The organism is Xanthocytophaga flava, assembly GCF_030068545.1.
GTDB classification, from domain to species: Bacteria; Bacteroidota; Bacteroidia; order Cytophagales; family 172606-1; genus Xanthocytophaga; species Xanthocytophaga flava.
Window position 1 is genome coordinate 484,079 of the sequence record NZ_JASJOR010000002.1, and the last position, 19,181, is coordinate 503,259.

At 40.7% G+C, this 19,181-nt stretch carries 17 protein-coding genes; 14 read left to right on the top strand and 3 right to left on the bottom strand.

Annotated elements, in window-relative coordinates:
- The first annotated feature begins 602 nt into the window (after positions 1 to 602).
- The 6 genes from QNI15_RS04740 (at position 603) to QNI15_RS04765 (ending at position 6,942) form a co-directional block, all read left to right on the top strand.
- Positions 603 to 1,676: a sensor histidine kinase gene (locus QNI15_RS04740; protein WP_314030773.1), complete on the top strand. Its 1,074-nt coding sequence runs from the start codon at positions 603 to 605 to the stop codon at positions 1,674 to 1,676.
- Complete coding sequence (locus QNI15_RS04745; RefSeq protein ID WP_314030775.1) at positions 1,673 to 2,413, top strand: LytR/AlgR family response regulator transcription factor; 741 nt, start codon at positions 1,673 to 1,675, stop codon at positions 2,411 to 2,413. The genes QNI15_RS04740 and QNI15_RS04745 overlap by 4 nt, the downstream gene beginning before the upstream one ends.
- 70 nt (positions 2,414 to 2,483) lie before the next feature.
- Complete coding sequence (locus QNI15_RS04750; protein WP_314030777.1) at positions 2,484 to 4,760, top strand: CocE/NonD family hydrolase; 2,277 nt, start codon at positions 2,484 to 2,486, stop codon at positions 4,758 to 4,760.
- A gap of 85 nt (positions 4,761 to 4,845) precedes the next feature.
- Complete coding sequence (locus QNI15_RS04755; RefSeq protein ID WP_314030779.1) at positions 4,846 to 5,457, top strand: cysteine hydrolase family protein; 612 nt, start codon at positions 4,846 to 4,848, stop codon at positions 5,455 to 5,457.
- 4 nt (positions 5,458 to 5,461) lie between these two features.
- The gene (locus QNI15_RS04760) at positions 5,462 to 6,181 is read left to right on the top strand and encodes a DUF72 domain-containing protein (RefSeq protein ID WP_314030780.1); all 720 of its coding nucleotides are present in this window, start codon (positions 5,462 to 5,464) and stop codon (positions 6,179 to 6,181) included.
- A gap of 239 nt (positions 6,182 to 6,420) precedes the next feature.
- Positions 6,421 to 6,942, top strand: coding sequence for a hypothetical protein (locus QNI15_RS04765; RefSeq protein ID WP_314030781.1), 522 nt, complete (start codon positions 6,421 to 6,423; stop codon positions 6,940 to 6,942).
- Positions 6,943 to 7,019: 77 nt separating this feature from the next.
- Here the strand turns inward: QNI15_RS04765 and QNI15_RS04770 are convergent, their stop codons facing one another.
- Positions 7,020 to 7,592, bottom strand: coding sequence for a hypothetical protein (locus QNI15_RS04770; RefSeq protein WP_314005189.1), 573 nt, complete (start codon positions 7,590 to 7,592; stop codon positions 7,020 to 7,022).
- A gap of 311 nt (positions 7,593 to 7,903) precedes the next feature.
- Between QNI15_RS04770 and QNI15_RS04775 the strand changes: the two genes are divergently transcribed.
- The 5 genes from QNI15_RS04775 (at position 7,904) to QNI15_RS04795 (ending at position 13,409) form a co-directional block, all read left to right on the top strand.
- On the top strand, positions 7,904 to 8,656 hold the full coding sequence (locus QNI15_RS04775) for a hypothetical protein (RefSeq protein WP_314030782.1): 753 nt from the start codon (positions 7,904 to 7,906) through the stop codon (positions 8,654 to 8,656).
- Between the two features lie 126 nt (positions 8,657 to 8,782).
- The gene (locus QNI15_RS04780; RefSeq protein WP_314005183.1) at positions 8,783 to 9,541 is read left to right on the top strand and encodes an OBAP family protein; all 759 of its coding nucleotides are present in this window, start codon (positions 8,783 to 8,785) and stop codon (positions 9,539 to 9,541) included.
- A 1,630-nt stretch (positions 9,542 to 11,171) separates the two neighbouring features.
- Positions 11,172 to 11,294 carry a hypothetical protein gene (locus tag QNI15_RS04785; protein ID WP_314005182.1) on the top strand — a complete coding sequence of 41 codons (123 nt, stop codon included), beginning with the start codon at positions 11,172 to 11,174 and terminating at the stop codon, positions 11,292 to 11,294.
- 54 nt (positions 11,295 to 11,348) lie between these two features.
- Positions 11,349 to 12,254, top strand: a complete 906-nt coding sequence (locus QNI15_RS04790; RefSeq protein ID WP_314005180.1) for an NmrA family NAD(P)-binding protein — start codon at positions 11,349 to 11,351, stop codon at positions 12,252 to 12,254.
- 237 nt (positions 12,255 to 12,491) lie between these two features.
- A complete protein-coding gene (locus QNI15_RS04795) occupies positions 12,492 to 13,409 on the top strand; it encodes a helix-turn-helix domain-containing protein (RefSeq protein WP_314005178.1) in 918 nt (305 codons plus the stop codon).
- Between the two features lie 60 nt (positions 13,410 to 13,469).
- On the opposite strand, the gene QNI15_RS04800 is transcribed toward QNI15_RS04795, so the two are convergent.
- Positions 13,470 to 14,369 (bottom strand): DUF4267 domain-containing protein, encoded by a 900-nt coding sequence (locus tag QNI15_RS04800; protein ID WP_314005176.1) that lies wholly within the window; start codon positions 14,367 to 14,369, stop codon positions 13,470 to 13,472.
- A 404-nt stretch (positions 14,370 to 14,773) separates the two neighbouring features.
- On the opposite strand from QNI15_RS04800, the gene QNI15_RS04805 reads away from it, so the two are divergent.
- The 3 genes from QNI15_RS04805 (at position 14,774) to QNI15_RS04815 (ending at position 18,336) form a co-directional block, all read left to right on the top strand.
- Positions 14,774 to 15,805 (top strand): fasciclin domain-containing protein, encoded by a 1,032-nt coding sequence (locus QNI15_RS04805; protein ID WP_314030784.1) that lies wholly within the window; start codon positions 14,774 to 14,776, stop codon positions 15,803 to 15,805.
- A gap of 566 nt (positions 15,806 to 16,371) precedes the next feature.
- The gene (locus QNI15_RS04810; RefSeq protein ID WP_314005173.1) at positions 16,372 to 17,415 is read left to right on the top strand and encodes a sensor histidine kinase; all 1,044 of its coding nucleotides are present in this window, start codon (positions 16,372 to 16,374) and stop codon (positions 17,413 to 17,415) included.
- 156 nt (positions 17,416 to 17,571) lie between these two features.
- Positions 17,572 to 18,336, top strand: a complete 765-nt coding sequence (locus QNI15_RS04815) for a LytR/AlgR family response regulator transcription factor (protein ID WP_314030786.1) — start codon at positions 17,572 to 17,574, stop codon at positions 18,334 to 18,336.
- A 416-nt stretch (positions 18,337 to 18,752) separates the two neighbouring features.
- Here the strand turns inward: QNI15_RS04815 and QNI15_RS04820 are convergent, their stop codons facing one another.
- The gene (locus tag QNI15_RS04820) at positions 18,753 to 18,929 is read right to left on the bottom strand and encodes a hypothetical protein (protein WP_314030787.1); all 177 of its coding nucleotides are present in this window, start codon (positions 18,927 to 18,929) and stop codon (positions 18,753 to 18,755) included.
- Positions 18,930 to 19,181 lie beyond the last annotated feature (252 nt).

Genomic DNA, 19,181 nt, shown 5'->3' on the forward strand with positions numbered 1-19,181 from the left:
GTAGTACAGGTAAACACGTTATAGGCCTTTGTACCATCTGCCTGTTTGGTAATCTCCATTCCGTGAGTTTGTTTTCTAAAATCAGCGTCTATTCTTTTGAAAAGAGTATAGGCGCTGGTTTATTTTTAAGCAATCTCTTTAGTTGAGTTTGTTTATTATCCCTTGAATTATTCTTCCACTAGCCTCTTCATTTCTTACTTGCCCAAAAAGGTTTTATCCTCACTACATCCCTCTTCCTACCATGGTACTTTTTTGCTTGTCCAAAAAAGGACACTTTCCTCCGATCCTTCCCCCCACAAGGCCAAAGGCCAACCTCGCGGAGAAAAGATTGCCAGCGCACCTACACTTCCACTCGCGATTGAAGTCACCATTGCTCTCTTTGTAACCCCTTTGCTTCTCTTTTTCTAAAGGATGCGGTATTGTTTTTCTCAAAATCCGGGATGACTCATGTTAAGTTGATGGCATTGAGCAAGCGGTCAAACCAGTATATCAACTTGGAAGGACCCGATTTCTACTTTTTGTCTGCACTAGTCCTACAAAATTCTACGTCCCTGTACTTTCTCTTTTCTCTCCGGAAAGAACCTATACTTTTGTAATCAACTATGAAAACAAACACTGCCACATCTCACTGGGTATCACTCTACTGGAAATGCCAGTTGATCGGGTGGTCACTTACCAGTTTGTGGTGGGCATATCAGGGATTGGCTAACTCCATAGAGAAGAGTTATACAGTGGCAGCTATTCATTTCATTGGGGATTGTAGCATTGGCATTCTTCTTACCCATAGTTACAGAAATCTTTCTCTGAAACATGGATGGAACAAGCTGAATCTGAATTCACTTTTGCCTCGTATTATTTTGTCAGTAGGTGTGTTGGGCAGTCTGTTTATGCTTTTGATTGCCATCAAGCTGTATCTGGTGCGCATGTACTTTATAGATCAGTCTGTAGGGTCTTTTACAGACTTTTTTAAAGATAACTGGATGACACTCCTTGTTACAGGTATCCGTCTGATGGCTGTATGGGTGTTAGCATTTCATCTGTATCACTATGCTCAGTATAGAATACATATGGCAGAAGAGAATGCCCAACTCAGTATACTGGCAAAACAAACGCAACTAAATAACCTGTCCGCTCAGCTTAATCCGCATTTCTTCTTTAATTCGCTGAATAATATAAAGTTTCTGGTGATTGAAAATCCACAGGAAGCTCGCCGGGCTATTGACCTGTTGTCTGACTTGTTGCGTACGTCTCTTTATCGAAAAGAGGAACATGTGGTTTCTATCAAACAGGAGCTAAATCTGGTGAATGATTACCTGGAACTCGAAAAACTACGCTTTGAAGAACGGTTGCAGATTCAGATGAATATCCCGGAAGAGGTTATGGCCTATGAAATACCACCTTTCAGTATTCAGACCTTGGTAGAGAATGCCATTAAACATGGCATCAGTACCCGGAAGGAAGGTGGACTGGTAAGCATCTGTATAGAAAAACAGGATTCTTATCTCAAAATCGCAATAGAAAACTCTGGAAAGCTCAGTAACTCTACAACACCTGGTCTTGGCATACGGAATCTGACAGAACGGCTCAATCTGCAGTTTGCAGGAAAGGCGACGTTTGCACTGACAGCACAGGAAAATGATAAAGTTCTGGCAACCATTTGTATTCCTGCACTATGAAAAAAATCCGTGTTATACTGATCGATGATGAACGTTCGGCACGTGCAGAAGTACGACTGGCACTGCTTCCTCATTCTGATTTTGAAATCATAGCAGAGGCAAGTAATGCAGATGAGGCACAGGAGCAGATTAAAACATTACAACCCGACTTGCTTTTTCTGGATATTCAAATGCCCGAAAAGTCCGGTTTTGATCTGCTGGAATCGCTGAATCGGGTGCCACTTGTCATATTTACTACCGCATTTGATCAGTATGCAGTACAGGCGTTTGAAATCAATGCGTTGGATTACCTGACAAAACCTGTACGGGAAGAACGATTTGTCAAGGCACTGGAACGGATACGTGACAGAATTCGGACCGATGCAATGGTGCATCAAATGACAACAGCAGAAAGCACACGGCTGACCACAGATCAGCAACTATTTGTCAAGGATGGGGTTCACTATTATTTTATACGCGTAGGCGACATTTCACTCATTGAGTCACTGGAAAATTATTCACGCATTTATTTCAATTCTAAAAAAACGTATCAGAAAAGATCACTGAATCAGTGGGAGGAACTGCTTGACGTTACATTATTCTTCCGGATTAGCCGAACACATATTGTAAACCGTTCCTATATTAAAGATGTCCATCGGTTACCCAAAGGAAAACTTCAACTGGAACTGACAACAGGTCAGCGACTGGATGTATCGAGTCGACAGTCAGTCAAATTCAAAAAGATAAATAGCTTATAATATCTCAGAAATCTGATTTTCAGGAACCATACAAATGGCTCCCTGCTATCGTATTACCTAAACTATACCTATGAAAACTCTGCACATCTATTTACAACTCGTACAAGTCCTTTGTATCAGTCTCCTGACTGTTTCGTATGGAAGATCCCAATCCTTTGTCCGTCCGAATATTAGCCTGTCAGACACACTGACTACAGGAAAAATTATGACTGATTTTTCACGCAATGTCCTTTTACACTACACAAGTCAGCAGGCTACTAACCCATCAGATTACCTGAATACAGCTTTTCGCCTTCAGATGCTTGCCGGAGAATACAAACAAGCTCTTCAATCCCTGAAAGCATGTCGACAGCTAGCTACTACCCGATGGACTATAGGTACACTTTATCTGCAATATGAAGTGTATACATATAGTCAGATGCAACAATCTCAGACAAAACAGTCTTTCACGGATGCATTTACCCAAACATTCCGCCAATATGTTGAGGCGATGGATAACCAAACACTGCTTCTCAATGAGAGTGCATTTTTAAATGATATACAACCCTTTGAAAGAGACTGGCAAGAGGAACTTATCCAGTTAAAAGGCAGAGACAGCCTTTCGCTGACTGAAGCTGTTCGTTTGTGCAAGTCCTACTTTTTGTATGAAGTGCACAGACAAATGATCCCCCTAGCCCGAAAGCTACTGAAAGAGCAGGATGATAAACGGTATGACATTCAGGATGATGTACTTATTCCTACGAAAGATGGGGCTAAACTATGGGCAATCGTTGCCAGACCCAAAAACAGCACAGAACCCAAGCCTACCGCACTGGCCTATACTATCTATGCAGACATGCGAAATATCACACAAGCCAAAAATGCAGCTGCTCATGGATATATTGGGGTCGTAGCCCATACCAGAGGAAAAGGACTAAGTACGGATGCTATAGTGCCTTACGAAATGGAAAGTAAGGATGTGAATGAAGTGATTGACTGGATCACCCGGCAGCCCTGGAGTAACAAAGAAGTAGGGATGTATGGGGGGAGTTATAATGGATTTGCTCAATGGGCAGCAGCCAAACATCTGCATCCAGCCCTTAAAACTATTGTTCCCTATGCAGCAGCCATACCAGGACAAGGCTTGCCCATGGAAAATAATGTTTTTCTTAATGCTAATTATGGCTGGGCATTTCATGTCACAAACAACAAGTATATGGACAACACCATCTATACTACTCCGCAACGCTGGCGAAGAATGATGAGCAGCTGGTACGAAAGTGGGAAGCCATATAACAAGATAGACAGCATAGAAGGTCAGCCCAATCCATGGTTGCAAAAGTGGCTGTTACATCCTGCATTTGATGCCTACTGGCAGAATATGGTACCCTATCAAAAGGACTTCTCCAGAATCAATATCCCTGTCCTTTCTATTACAGGTTACTATGATGATGGACAAATCTCTGCACTCCACTACCTGAAAGAACATTATAAATACAACCCTCACGCAGAGCATTATCTGCTGATAGGCCCTTATGACCATGTGGGTTCACAACGACAGGGAGCGCCTGTTTTACGGGAATATGCAATTGATTCCGTAGCCTATATCAATACCCCTGAACTCACTTTTCAATGGATGGATTATATATTCTATCACAAACCCAAACCTGCCATACTGAAGGACAAGATTAATTATGAAGTGATGGGAGCTAATGAGTGGAGACATGCACCTTCGATAGAAAAGATGCATAATACGCTACAGAACTTTTATCTGTCAACAGAAAAAGCAGGAGACTATTACCGACTCACTACACAGCAGCCTGCCAAAACAGAGTTCCTGACTCAGACGATAGACATGGCAGATAGGTCCACCTCTCACAACGACTATTATCCGGACCCTATTATTCGGAAAGAACTCGATGTATCGGATGGATTAGCCTTTATCAGTGAGCCGTTTATGGAACCGGTTTCTGTAGATGGTACATTTTCGGGCAATCTCAAAATAAGCATTAACAAAAAAGATGTGGATGTAGGAGTAGTCTTGTATGAAGTACTTCCCTCAGGTGATTTCTTCCATCTTTCCTATTACCTGGGGCGTGCCAGTTATGCCAGAGACATGAGTAAACGCCAACTTCTCAGACCTGGCAAAATAGAAAGTGTTCCTTTTGAACGTACCCGTATGGTATCACGGCAACTGCGTAAAGGAAGTCGCTTATTGGTGATACTTAACGTAAATAAAAATCCGTTTGCTCAGATTAATTATGGCACCGGAAAAGATGTGAGTCAGGAAGATATACGGGATGCCAAAGAACCCTTACAAATCCGCTGGTATACAGATAGTATGATTCAAATACCTATGAGGAAATAAAAATCCACGTGTGTTGGCAGGCGCAGAATTTTATCATCTTACAACAGCTTTGGTAATGTTTTACTCACACTGACCCTATATCGTTGTGAAAAAACCTGAAAAGAAGAAAAAAACGCAGAACCCTGTACCAGATCAATCACCTGTTGTTTTGCTGTTGATTGACTTAATCAGTGACTTTACGTTTCCGGATGCCGAACAAATCTTTGATGACTATGCGCGTATTGTTCCCAATATTGCGAAGCTGAAAAAGAGAGCTAAAGAAGCAGGCATACCGGTTATTTATATAAATGATAACTTTGGCAAGTGGCAATCAGACTTCCACAGTCTGGTTGACCACTGTCTGAAAGATTCCGTAAAAAGCCAGCATCTGGTCAAACAAATCAAACCTCAGCAGGATGATTATACTGTACTCAAGCCAAAACATTCTGCTTTTTATTGTACCACGCTGGATGTATTACTGGAATACTTAAAGGCTGAAACATTGATTATAGCAGGCATTGCGGGTAATATCTGTGTGCTGTTTACCGCCAATGACGCCTATATGCGTGATTATAAACTGGTTATTCCAGCAGATTGTACTGCATCCAACTCTGTGGCAGATAATACCTATACTCTCACCCAAATGGAAAAGGTATTAAAGGCCAACATCCAGCCTTCTACTGAGTTAAATCTGGAGGAATTAAAAAAAGAGAGTTAATACAATGGCACACATTGGCACTTCGGGTTGGAGTTATGATCACTGGCATGGGGTACTCTATCCACAGGGTATTCCTCCCCATGAGCGACTTTCGTATTATATAGCCCGCTTTCAAACCACAGAACTAAACAGCAGCTTTTATCGCTGGCCGGCACTAAGTACTTTTCAAAGCTGGAATAAACGATTACCCGATGGATTTCTGTTGAGTGTCAAAGCACCGCGATGGCTTACACATAGCAAAAAGCTCTATGCTCCTGAAAGCTGGGTAAAACGTATAGAAACGTCCTGGCATGCACTACGCGACAAGAGGGCAATCCTATTGGTACAACTTTCTCCTCTTTTTGGTTACGACTATGATCGGCTAGCCTATTTTCTGGAACTACTTCCATCCTGGATGCGGGTAGCGGTAGAGTTTCGTCATCCCAGCTGGCATCAGGAATCTATCTTTTCACTCCTGGAAAAATACCAGGCCGCCTACTGCATTATGAGCGGAGCTCACTTACCTTGTATACTGCGTGCAACTGCACCGTTTGTATATATACGTATGCATGGCCCTGACTACAGCAACCTCTATGCAGGTTCGTATTCGGATACAGATTTGCAGTGGTGGGCCGATCGTATCAGGGAATGGGAGACTATGGGTAAAGAAGTTTTTGTTTACTTCAATAACGATGGAGAGGGGAATGCTGTCCGTAATGCCTCTACACTTATTTCGTATTTGTAACCTAGTAGAGAGGATAGTAATAAGATCTCAGATGAAACAAAAATCTCCACTTTACTATCTTCTATCTATTTTTAACAGTTGATTCAGAAAAAAATATTCTATATTTTGTTTACTAAGTATAGTTTTAATTACTAATATTACATTACACAGAAAAAGTATAATTTAATTATATATTTTCTATCTCCTCTTGCTTATAAAGTAACTCTTTTCCCGTCTCCATTCACATTATGTACCTATTTATGCGTTCTATCGCTATTTTTTTAGTAACTATTGTTACTAGCCTGTTATTTTTTTCCTGTGAAAAGGAAATGGAACTACCTCCTATTACTCAAATTGGAGCTAATACTTTTGGTTGTCGTATCAATGGCAAAGCCTGGGTACCGGAAGCAGGAAAACCCGCTGATTATAATGATATTCTGATTTATGAATTTGAAGAGTATAGGGATTCTGGAGTATTTCAGGTTCGGGCATCCAATACAAAACGAGGAGGATATGTAGCTCTTTTTTCTAATGTAGCTGGTTCAGTAGGTACCTATCCCATTAGTAGAACAGATAGTACACATGTAACGCAGGTTATTTTGGGGTTCGGCAAATGTCAATATTTTAGTGATGAAGATGCTACCTGTGTAGGAAGCATTACGCTAACCCGTGTAGACTATCAGGCTGGAATTCTGTCAGGCACTTTCTCATACACAATTTCCCTACCGGATTGTGAAACGATTCATGTTACAGATGGCCGGTTTGATCTGAAAACCAATTAACTACAACTACAAAGCCCCTACGACCATGTGACATGACCATAGGGGCAGACAATACATACTAATCCAAACAAGGAAGATTAATAATGAATATTATGGGCATTGTTGTTGCGCCATTCCTGTTCCAGGTAACGGGCATCTTCTTCACTTTTCGGATGTACTCCCAACACTATATTTCCTTCTTTGATATTAGATTCATAGAGTTTAGCCCGTTCTTCAGGTATACCAGCACCAATTAAGGCTCCCAGCAGACCACCTGTCAATCCACCAGCTCCTGCACCAGCCAGAGCCGCTGCCAGCGGACCAGCTACAACAAGACCTAGTCCTGGAATAACCAATGTAGTACCAATAGCTGCTATAGCACCTGCAATAGCACCTAGTGTACCACCAATAGCAGAGCCTGCTCCTGCTGCTTCCAACGATTTATTTCCCAGATCTGTATTGGCACCTTTGTCTCTACTGTCTACATCTCCAAAATGTCTTTTTCGTGCTTCATCGGACATTACCAGATTGATATCATCACTGGTATAGCCACGTCTCTGTAAAGCTTCATACGCTCTTTCTGCACTTTCACGGTCTTTGAAAGTAGCCGTTAATAAACCTCTTTGTGCAGTTGTAGAGGTTTCATATCCATTTTCATTGTAAGTCGACATTGTAATAAGGCTTAAGTGATTAAATAAACACATGCCACGTTATTGATATATAGTATGCGGCACAAGAACAGATAAAAAAGTATACCCTACTTTTATCTTCTACTGATTATCAAGCTTATATAGATCGTGCATCTTTTATTCTCGACTCTCTTTTATATATTTTCTCATTCTATTTCACATAACGATTATAGATAAAAAGATACTTTTCAATCATCCGAGAACTGTTTCCGGACGGAAACTCTCACCTGTCCTTTCAGAAATGGCATGCAATTTTTTGCTTTTGTTATGTCCTTCAACTTAGCAAATACTCTATGAAACGCATTATTACTATTTTTATATTTTTAGTAATTCAAATACCCTCTTTAGTTGCTCAGCAGAATTTTTTTAATGTTCCCTCTTCCGAAATTACCCAAAAAGGAAAGCTATTGTATCAGGGACAAGTCAATATCACCAGTGAGGAAACAGAGATCAACAATACCTTTTCCTATGGACTGGGAAAAGATCTGGAAGTAGGCATCAACATATTCGAGTTTACCTTTGATCCCAAGCACCATTTTCATTTTGAACACAACGATACACTCCCTAAATCACCTGTCTATCCGCTTGTACTGCTTAACATTCAAAAAGCATTTGAGTTGCTTCCCGACTTTCAGCTATCTATTGGTACGCAAAATGGGTTAAATCCCGCCCGGCATACGCATTGGGTTAGCTATACGTACCTCAATCTGGCTTATGAAATTCCTGGTCTTGAAACGAGACTGGTAGCCGGAGCCTATACATTCAATAAAGCTTTTGTAGGCGACTGGAGAGGGAATGAGGAAACATCTGCTGATAACAAGTGGGGAATTGGTTTCCAGGCAGGTATTCAACAACCTATCATAAAGGAAAAGCTACTCTTTACAGCCGATTTTCTTTCACATCGCCATAAATTAGGCGAAAGTGCCTGGGGATTGGCATATTACATAACCAAAAGCTGGGTACTCTCAATGGGGTATCAACTTCCCAATCCGGGAAGCTTGTCCAATAAAGGACTTATTTTTGAAATCACGCATGTACCTGAGTAGACTATATATTTATCTCAGTGATGTTAATCTGAGTTAACCCTGGCTAAAGTATCACTGTTGAAAAAGTAAGGTATCATCTTTGTACCCCTCTGTGTACATTTTTTAAACTAAAACGGATGCCTCTTTATGAAAAAATATAACAAAATGTTGTGGTTAGTGTTGGGGATGGTTCTTCTAAATGCTTGTGGAGGTAAAAATACTTCATCGAATGTAGAGTCACCAGGTGATGAGAAAACGGCAAAGGATAAAACCCTGAATACAGGTGCAGATATTCTGCAAAGTAAGACTCCGCTTAAAAAGTTCAGTACCTATCTGGATGGTTTCCACTTTTACAATGGCAATATAAATGCTCAGATGGAAGCACATCATTATGTAAGCCAGCTTAATGAAGATCTGTATCAGGCTATTATTTTTGATGGCAATGATGAGAATGCCAAGATTATGGGAGTAGAATATATTATTACAGAAAAGCTTTTTAAAACATTACCCAAAGAAGAAAAGACGCTTTGGCATTCGCATCATCATGAAGTAAAATCCGGATCACTTATAGCTCCGGGCATTCCGGATGTAGCAGAACACGAGTTAATGGAAAAGCTTGTCTCTACCTATGGTAAAACAATTCACACCTGGCATACCGACCAGGAACGAACACTGCCTGTAGGTTCTCCGATGGTGATGATGGGCTTTACAAAAGAAGGACAGCTACATTCGCAGTTACTTCAGGAACGGGACAAACGATTTGATATTTCTACAGATAAGATAAAAGCAAAAAGAGCAGACATCCCTATGCCAGCGGTTGATCCAATGGCGAATGCCTGGGAAAAAGGGCAGGTAAGGCAATTTGTCATCAGCCACAAAGCAGACAGCGCCCAACACAAACACTAGAGCCATATCCTTTCTCTGATGACATATGCCATAAAATAGAAAAGGATCTTCTAGCCAGATTTCTTTTTGACCAATTTAAGGACGAAGAAGTCTTTCAAAAGTATGTATCGAAGTTGTTTAGGATAATCTTATAAAGCTTCAAAGGCAGATTAAATACAAGTTGTATAAGAACTAAAAATACCTGTGCTGCGCCTTCTCCCATCGGTGGTGTTATCACCAACGAGTTGTTTCCCATCATGCAGGTTGGTGATAACACCAACCTGGGGCGTGAAATTGAGGCTCGCTACAAAATCTGCTCTTTTCGTTTCTTTATAAATTATCCTAAACAACTTCATCATGTGATTATCCTTTTTCCAAAAAGGTAAAATGAATCTGCTATGAGTGTAAAATTTTCAGGGATTCCAGGTATTATGTGATCCAGAAAAGCTCCCTACACTCAAATAGGTTACACGGTTACAGAGCAGTTACACGTAAAGTTACACCTTAACACACTGGCAATGAGGAGAGTTACAACAGTTACACGGTTTTGCCATTTTTCGCAGAAGTTCCCAGGAAGAAAAGCAAGTATATACTCCCTTTATATATATTATATTATATATAAATACACGCGTATAGAGAATCAGTGTAACCCGTGTAACTCGTCTCACTTACAACTACTTATAGGTGTAACCAGCCGTGTAACCGGGTGTAACCCAGTGTAACTAACCTTACTATCAAGTGTTTACCATTTAAACTGTACAAATAACACATATATTACCAATAGAAGCCCACTTCTAAGTCCTAAGCCTTATCCCACATCTTTTTAGTAAAAGGATGTTGGAAATAAAGGAGCACGTCTTTTTTTGTACCCTGAAAGGATCTTCCCATCACGCCTGTCACGCCTTGCCTGCCACACATCGGTGTGGGCGTGAGTGGGACAGACATGATAAATAGAGTCATATGAAAAAATTATCTCCAGTTGGCAAGCGGGAAAGGTGGGATCTCGGGGCGCAATGGGGTGTATTTAACTAACTGATTAACATATATAACTAGCCAATGCTCAGTTATAAGGCTTATGCTACCACCAATGGCAGGGCAGGTTCTAATGCTTATCATGTCCCATATTTTTTCTGGAAAAAAGAAAGTTTCTGGCGCCAGCGTCCGCTCAATGCAATCAAGGTAAGAAAACCACTTAAACTATCTCACCTGTCCTTCTGTAAGAATCTCGTGACAAGACCGGCGGCTGTTCCTTTTGGAATGTATTTTTTTTCTTAGAAACCACAGATAGCTCTATTTGTCACGAGATTCTTTCAGAAGGACAATAAAGAAATATAAAAAAAGAAATAAACTTCCTTAAGTGGACAGCATTGAGCGTCCGCTGCGTTGGTAGGTAAGGCCCTGTTTGAGTACTATTACACAACTGGACTTGGCTCAATTTGTGCCAACGCAACGGACGTTGCTTTCAATATAGGTCCGAACGGACGTTCGAACCAGCACCTTTCCATTTGAACCAGTCTCGCCTTCCTTAAAAACCTCGTTTGCGAAAAAGATGTGGGACATGATAAGTTTCTAATGATACCAGACTACTTTCTCTCAGTAGATCACTATTGATAAATCAACTTAACATAGTGAAACGCACACCAGCAGGTCCATGCCTTACCAGATTAGCTGTTATCAGAAAAATACACTTCTTACCTACAATCAGGCTCCTATTCAAATTCCTGATATCTTTTTACCTGCCGGATCTATTTGGATACAACATAGCGACTTTTGACTACATCCTTCCTTTCCTCCCTATATAGATTTGCATAAACAAAACAATAACATTATGCACATCATACTCACAGGCTCTCTTGGCAACATTGGTAAGCCACTCACAAAAACACTGATAGAAAAGGGACATTCCGTAACCGTTATAAGCAGTAATGCCGACCGCCAGAAAGATATTGAAGCACTAGGTGCATCAGCAGCAATTGGTAAAATGCAGAATGCCGATTTCCTGGCCCAAACCTTTCAAGGCGCAGATATCGTTTATCTCATGGAAACGATGGAAGCTGTAGGAGATATGTTTGACCAATCCATTGACTTTATAGGCGGCATCACCCAAATCGGTGAGAACTACAAACAGGCTGTTGAACGCTCTGGCGTAAAGAGTGTAATTCACCTGAGCAGCATCGGCGCACATACAGACAAAGGCAATGGCATTCTCCTGTTTCACCACAACGTCGAGCAACTTCTGAGGCAACTGCCAGACAATGTGTCTGTCAAGTTTATGCGTCCTGTAGGCTTCTATATCAACCTGTTTTCATTTATTCCGGTTATCAAGTCACAAGGTGCTATCATTTCCAACTATGGAGGTGACAACAAAGAACCCTGGGTTTCGCCGAAAGATATTGCTGCAACTATCGCAGAAGAGGTAGATAAGCCCTTTGAAGGCAAAACAGTGCGCTATATTGCCAGTGATGTGGCATCACCTAATGAAATTGCCAAAGCACTTGGCAAAGCTATCGGCAAACCTGATCTGAAATGGAAAGTTATTCCAAGTGAGCAACTCCTGAATAGCTGGCTGGGTATTGGCTTTAATGAACAGGTTGCAAGAGGATTTGTGGAACTACAGGAAAATCAGGGCAACGGCAAACTATATGATGACTACAACCAGCACAAGCCAGCACTGGGTAAAGTAAAACTGAAAGACTTCGCTAAAGAATTTGCAGAAGCCTATAATCAGGAATAAATACTGACAGGAACGTGTAGCCCAACAGGTGACCTGTGAATTTGATGTATATTTTCTCAGAAACCAAGCATAACTCTCTATTTGGCATCAGATTCTAAAAGAGGTAAAATGGGAGTCAGAAGAATTGGATAATTTAGCATCTGATAAAGGACTGATTAACTTTCTTATGTATTCCCATTGATAACCTCTACTTTGTAAATGCTTCTAGTATTGATAATACACTAAAAAGATAAGCGCATGGCAAGCATTCAACGATTAAAAACAATCTCTGAATTTCATCGCACCAGAGGACTAACTCCACCAGAGCACCCCCTGATCAGCATCGTGAATTATGCAGAAGTGCAAATGTTGCCGGAATACAACAATTGTCAATGGGTGTTTGATTTCTACTTTATCTCACTCAAAAAGAACATTGCCGGAAAGATCAGATACGGACAGCAGTCTTACGATTTCGATGAGGGAGTGATGTTCTTCATCGGGCCAGGACAGGTATTTGGACTTGAACGCCCCACAGAAGCGCCATCCAATAAATCCGGCTGGATGTTACTCATACACCCGGATTTCTTTTGGAACAATTCCCTTGCCAAAGAGATAAAAAAGTATGAATATTTCGGCTATGCCATCCATGAAGCTCTGTTTGTATCTAAAAAGGAAGAAGATACGATGATGGGTATCATCAAAACCATTGAACAGGAATACCATTCGAACATTGATAAATTCAGCCAGAGAATCATTATCTCGCAGATAGAGACATTGCTCAATTACTCCGAACGATTTTATAACCGTCAATTCATTACCCGACAGCGCGCTGGCCACCAACTCCTGGATAAGTTAGAGGAGTTGTTTGTGGCCTATTTCAAAGATACAGAGCCTTCTAACGGGCTACCTACAGTACAGTATTTCGCCGACCGACTGAATGTATCCCCCAAGTATCTGAGCAATATGTTGAAGGCACTGACGGGCCAAACTGCACAGCAACTCATCCACGAGCAGCTAATTGAACTAGCTAAACAGAAGCTATCCATAACAACCCTTACTGTGAGTGAGATTGCTTATGAACTGGGCTTTGAACATTCTCAATCTTTCAGTAAGCTGTTTAAGAGCAAAACCAATCTCTCTCCATTGGAATTCCGAAAATCGTTTCATCCAAATTAGCACAGTTGTATCATCTATTACTTCTGCCTGCATTTTCCAACCCTATGTTAGAGACAAGGTTTATTCCCTACAGTATGTAAGCTCCAATTCTTTCAAACGCCCATTTTTAATTGCTCTTGCTGCAATATAATTAAACAAGGGTTCGGCTATTTTTTGAAGTCCAACCATTCGTGAGTTGTTTAAGTAAACGAATAAAGCAAGGTCAGATAATTTTGCAGGCACTCCCGATGCACTTGCCAAACCATCTTTTGCAAGCCCTTTTAGTATTAAAAGAGCATTTTCAAAGTTTTTATTGCCTGGGCTTATAGTCACTTTTACTAAACAGTCGGCAGTTGAAATGTTGTGAAAGTAGTGTTTCTCATTGGGCATTACTGTGACCCTGTCACCTTGCTTTAACTGATATACCTGATTGTTTTGTCCAACTTCCAATGTTCCTTTGAGTACTTCAAAAGTCTCGGAGAAAAGTGTGTGGTAGTGCCAGGGCGTCTTTTCAGTTGGCACAATAGCATACTCAATCACACTTTCGTTATGTGTATCTACTGATTGAATGATTTTAGCAAAACCATGGTATCCATTGCTTTGCTCCTTCTTATTTCTCAATAAAAGGATTCCGAATAAAAAACAAACAACAATGGCAGAAATATGGGGAATAGCTTGTGTTATGCCATTGTAATCTTTACCTAAAACGATAAACATATCTACAATAGGAATAATGGTGCCTACCAACAAGGTTATCGCCAATGCTTTTGTTTGTTTACTTACTAAAAAAGTACAAATGAGTAAACCTGAAAACAAGTCACGTATTCCTTTGATATAGTGAAAGGAGTAATCACCTTGTTCGTTAAAATGTATTCCATATCCAAGTTCTGCGGTTTCTGGTGCTATCAGAAATCTTGCACCAATGAAGATCATTCCTATACCTGTCAGGAAAGCGATTGCAAGAGAGATGGTCTTTGTCATAAAAGTTTTGTTTAAAATCTATGACACAAAGTTCTATAGCCACCCCATGAAACTTATGCACCTGAGTTAATAAATCATTTGTGGTTAAAAATTCTTTTAGAAATATATCTTCAAGTGGCGCGTTTGCTTCTGAACAACATGGTAGACAAGTCAGAAGGCAATACAATACACGGGCCGAATTCTAGTAATTCGAGTTTATCTTGTACTATCTGCGGTTGCTTACAGATAATCGATAGGCCGACTTCACTCCCTGATTCATACATTTGGCTCCCAAAATCCTACGAATCATCCTCCATCACAAATCCATATGCTAAAAAAGCCAGTTATATAGCTGTCTTCACCAAACAATCAGAAGACAGCTATACACATTTTTAAAACTATTCAAAAACACAAACCGTATTCGTATGAAAATGATTTTTTTGCCATTCAGAACTGTTCTGATGATTGCATCTTTAACCTTATTTGTAATGAGCTGTAAAGATGATGATGATGATGACAACACCTCAGACGGACAAACTGTTTTACAGATTGCTGTAGCCAACAATGATTTTGATGTATTGGAAGCAGCTGCTCTGAAAGCAGGTTCCAGTATAACTAATGTTCTTTCTTCTTCTTCTAAGATTACTGTTTTTGCGCCTACTGACGCCGCCTTTATTTCTTATCTTGGAGCTACAAATGAGGCCGATGCGATTACCCGTGTAAATGCTTTGACATCAGCACAGGCAGCAGACTTACTAAGCTATCATGTGTTAAACAGCGAAATTAAAGCGGCAGCAGTGCCAGCAGGCCCTAATGCAGAAGTAACTACACTGCGTTCAGGTGCAAATAACAAAGCTTATGTAACAAAATCAGGCAGTACCGTTTCGATAAATGGAGCAACTGTTACTACTGCTGATGTACAGGCAACCAATGGGGTTATCCATATCATTAATCAGGTTCTCTATCCACCAGCAGGAAATCTGGTTGAGACAGCCTCAGCCAATACAAATTTTGAATTGCTGGTTGCGGCAGTAAGTAAAGCAGGTCTGGCAGAAGCTTTAAGCGGAAGCAATCCTCTAACGGTATTTGCCCCAACAGATTCGGCACTTTTAGCTACTCTGCGTGCAGTATTAGGCAACCCTAATCTGACAGAAGCTGATGCCAAAGCAGCGATTCCTACCCTGACAGATACATCTGAACCGCTTAATGTACCTACACTGAAAAATATTCTTCTATACCATGTAGTGAGTGGTAGAAACTATTCTGCCCAGTTAACTGCCGGAGCAGTGCCTACATTGCTCACCAATAACTCTGTTACAGTTGCCTTACCTTCCGGAGGTGTTACAGTAACAGGTAGTGGCAATGGAGGGTCAGCTGCCAAGGTAGTGATGGCTAATATCACAACAACGAATGGTGTAATCCATGTGATTGACCGGGTATTACTCCCTGCTCAGTAATCTATAGATAAGGGTTGACAAACATCCGATACCTAAAATAACATGAGTCATCCCAAATTTTGAGTAAAAGGGTGTCATTGAGAAAATAATAAGAATGTTACAAAGAGAGTTGTATTGACTTCAATCGTGGAAGGTCGTGTAGGTGCGTTGGCAATCCTTTTCCCGCGAGGTTGGCCTTTGGCCTGCGGGCTGAAGGATCGGGAAAAGGTGCCCTTTTTTGCAGCTAGCACACATCCTGGCCCAACAAATTCTCATTTGTTGTCCTTTTTTGGGCAAGCAAAAAATGAAGGAGCTACAAGAAGAGTGAAAAAAGGGGCAATAAACAAACGCAGGAAGAGAGATTGCTTAAAAATTAACCCAAGCCTATATTTTCAAAAACATAGGCTTGGGTTTTACTCTCATCCAAATTCGGGATCACTCATGTTTCTCAAAAGTTAATCAAGAGAGACAACTACTCATAAGGTTTTCACCAGTTAAAATCTGATTCTCATGGAATGGGTTATACTTAAGATATACTCTACCTTTGTAAACTAACTTTCTCTTTACTTAAGAATCCAGGATGGATTATGTTTTCACATCCGTACCGTTACCTGTTTATTCTTCTCATCGCTGTTTATTCCTATCTGAATACACTCTATGTAGAGGTATTCGTTTATTATCACATTCCCTTACAGCCTTGGGAGGCTCTGCTCACATTTGTCTTTATTGTTTTATGTATCTGGGAAGGCAATCGTCTCCTGGAAACTAAAGTAGAGACGCTGCAAAACTGGCTAAAGGACATTGGCAAAAGACAGATCCATCCTTTGCTCATACTGTTTGGAGGTAGCATTGTCATTACTACTCTATCGGTTAGTATACCGGTTGTTGTATTTGGGCATTATGAGTTTGATTACAACTGGCAGCAAATGCATATGCCTGTCAAACTAGCCTTTACGCTGGGATTCCGCATAAATTTATTTCTCAATACACTTAATGCCATTTTCTTCTTTCTCCGCCAGCAACGGCAGGCTCAGCTGGAAGCAGAACGTCTCAAAAAAATAAGTATTCAGGCTCAGTTTCAATCCCTGAAAAATCAGGTTAACCCACACTTTCTGTTTAACAACCTGAATGTATTATCGACCCTGGTCTTCAAAGACCCGGTTATTGCCTCTGAGTTTATAGAAGAACTCGCCAGGGTCTACAGATATGTCCTACAAAACTTTGAAAAGGAGCTAATCGAGCTTAGTACCGAACTAAACTTTATCAGATCTTACAGATACCTTCTCGACAAACGGTTTAACAGCAGTCTGCATATTCAGATTAATGTGCCAGAACAGTACCAGCATCATTATATAGTTCCTCTGGCACTCCAGATGCTGATTGAGAATGCCATAAAACACAATATTGGCTCACGCAATCGACCACTATATATTCGAATCTACGTGGATGAAAACCAGTTGTTGGTAGTAGAAAACAATCTGCAACCCAAACTGGAAAAAGAGCTATCTACTCAGATTGGCCTCGAAAACATTGCCCAACGGTATCAGTTTATTAGTCAGCAAACCATCACTATTCAGCAAGATTCCGAATCTTTCATTATTCGATTACCCTTGCTTGCTGTGTTTGACTAATTATTTGTCAATTATTTCAAACAACTTACAAAAAATCGGGTTTATCTAATTTATCTGGATATTCCTTATAGTTGATACAACTGAGGAGTGGAATGAATATCACATGGCACAAAGGTTATTTTTACTGAATTATAACAAACTTTTTTCTTTCAACCTATGCGTGTATTGATTCTGGAGGATGAATCACTGGCAGCAGAAAGACTGCAGGACCACTTACGGCGTTACGATGCCTCTATTCAGGTAGAACAGGTACTTGATACCGTAGAGGAAGGGGTACAATGGTTGCGTTCAAATCCATCTCCTGATCTGATGTTAATGGATATTCATCTGGCTGACGGATTGAGTTTTTCTATCTTTACACAAACTTTTGTAAATAGTCCTATCATCTTTACCACAGCTTATGATCAGTATGCTCTTCAAGCTTTTAAGGTAAACAGCATTGATTATCTGCTCAAACCGATTTCCTATCAGCATCTGGTGGAAGCTATGCAGAAATTGCGCCGCATCAAGGCTGAACCGCCTATGATATCGCCGCAAATCATCCAACAGCTTATTAACCTTATCCAGAAACAGCGTCCCAACTACAAGTCTCGCTTTCTGGTTAAGTTTGGCGACCGCCTTCAATATAAAACTGTGGAGGATGTATCGTATTTTTATGCAGACGGCAAAGTAGTGTATCTGGTTAGTAATGAAAACAAACGCTTCATTGTTGACTATACACTCGAAGAATTAGAAGACCTGCTTGACCCAACCCTGTTTCACCGGATTAACCGAAAAGTAATTGTTCATCTGCAGGCAGTTAAAGACATGCGTTTATATCCCAACAGCCGTCTGAGCTTATCCTTACGGCCCTCTATGGACACAGAGGTAGTGGTAAGTCGCGATAAGGTACCTGCATTCAAAGCCTGGCTGGATCAATAGACCAACAACAGGCTTCATCCCGAATTTCAGAAGGCGATTACCTGTCCAAACAATAGGTGCTGACTTCACAGCAAGCCTTGTTTCATATTTTATTCCATGTCTTTTTTAATTTTGAGAATTCCAGGGAAGATAGTACTAGCTCAACTAGAAAGACGCTGGTTCGAACGTCCGTTCGGACCTAAAATGAAAGCAACGTCCGTTGCGTTGGTACAAAGAGAGCCATGTTTACATTTTCCCCCATGTTGGAGATAACACCAACATGAATGGAGGGAAAGTGGTCGTTGGTGATAACACCAACGACGGAAATAAAGCCTTATTCAGGTTTGTGGTTAAAGCCAAACAGGGTTTCACCTACCAACGCAGCGGATGCTCAATGCTGTCAAGGTAAGGGAGTGTATTTCTTTTTTCATATTTCTTTATTGTCCTTCTGGAAGAATCTTGTGATAAATAGAGCCTTGCTTGGTTTTTGAGAGTGAAAAATATCTCCATTCGGAAAGGCCGCCGGTCTTGCCACGAGATTCTTTCAGAAGGACAGTGAAGGTAGTTTGAGTGGTTTTCTTAAGTTGACCGCATTGAGCGGATACTACTTTCATAATGGGCACGGGTGGACACCCGCGCCAGAAATTTTCTTTATATGGGAAAAGATAAGGTCTTGCTCTTGCGTTTTATCATGGTATAAAAAGGATTGTGCATGGTTCTATGCATGCACAAGTTTTGCGTTGAATTCCGATCAGATTTTGTTTTTGCGGTGAGTTACGCGCAAACAAAAAAATGATCGGAGTTCCGATCAAAATAAAATCTGCGGTGAATAACAGGCAAACTCTTCACGGAACAAACCGGCAGCA

Coding starts and splice junctions, on each gene's coding strand:
- QNI15_RS04785 (WP_314005182.1), top strand. CDS start 11,172: ATGCCTTACCAGATTAGCTGTTATCAGAAAAATACACTTCTTACCTAC.
- QNI15_RS04740 (WP_314030773.1), top strand. CDS start 603: ATGAAAACAAACACTGCCACATCTCACTGGGTATCACTCTACTGGAAA.
- QNI15_RS04750 (WP_314030777.1), top strand. CDS start 2,484: ATGAAAACTCTGCACATCTATTTACAACTCGTACAAGTCCTTTGTATC.
- QNI15_RS04805 (WP_314030784.1), top strand. CDS start 14,774: ATGAAAATGATTTTTTTGCCATTCAGAACTGTTCTGATGATTGCATCT.
- QNI15_RS04745 (WP_314030775.1), top strand. CDS start 1,673: ATGAAAAAAATCCGTGTTATACTGATCGATGATGAACGTTCGGCACGT.
- QNI15_RS04810 (WP_314005173.1), top strand. CDS start 16,372: ATGTTTTCACATCCGTACCGTTACCTGTTTATTCTTCTCATCGCTGTT.
- QNI15_RS04820 (WP_314030787.1), bottom strand. CDS start 18,929: ATGAAAGTAGTATCCGCTCAATGCGGTCAACTTAAGAAAACCACTCAA.
- QNI15_RS04760 (WP_314030780.1), top strand. CDS start 5,462: ATGGCACACATTGGCACTTCGGGTTGGAGTTATGATCACTGGCATGGG.
- QNI15_RS04800 (WP_314005176.1), bottom strand. CDS start 14,369: ATGACAAAGACCATCTCTCTTGCAATCGCTTTCCTGACAGGTATAGGA.
- QNI15_RS04780 (WP_314005183.1), top strand. CDS start 8,783: ATGAAAAAATATAACAAAATGTTGTGGTTAGTGTTGGGGATGGTTCTT.
- QNI15_RS04770 (WP_314005189.1), bottom strand. CDS start 7,592: ATGTCGACTTACAATGAAAATGGATATGAAACCTCTACAACTGCACAA.
- QNI15_RS04775 (WP_314030782.1), top strand. CDS start 7,904: ATGAAACGCATTATTACTATTTTTATATTTTTAGTAATTCAAATACCC.
- QNI15_RS04815 (WP_314030786.1), top strand. CDS start 17,572: ATGCGTGTATTGATTCTGGAGGATGAATCACTGGCAGCAGAAAGACTG.
- QNI15_RS04790 (WP_314005180.1), top strand. CDS start 11,349: ATGCACATCATACTCACAGGCTCTCTTGGCAACATTGGTAAGCCACTC.
- QNI15_RS04765 (WP_314030781.1), top strand. CDS start 6,421: ATGCGTTCTATCGCTATTTTTTTAGTAACTATTGTTACTAGCCTGTTA.
- QNI15_RS04795 (WP_314005178.1), top strand. CDS start 12,492: ATGGCAAGCATTCAACGATTAAAAACAATCTCTGAATTTCATCGCACC.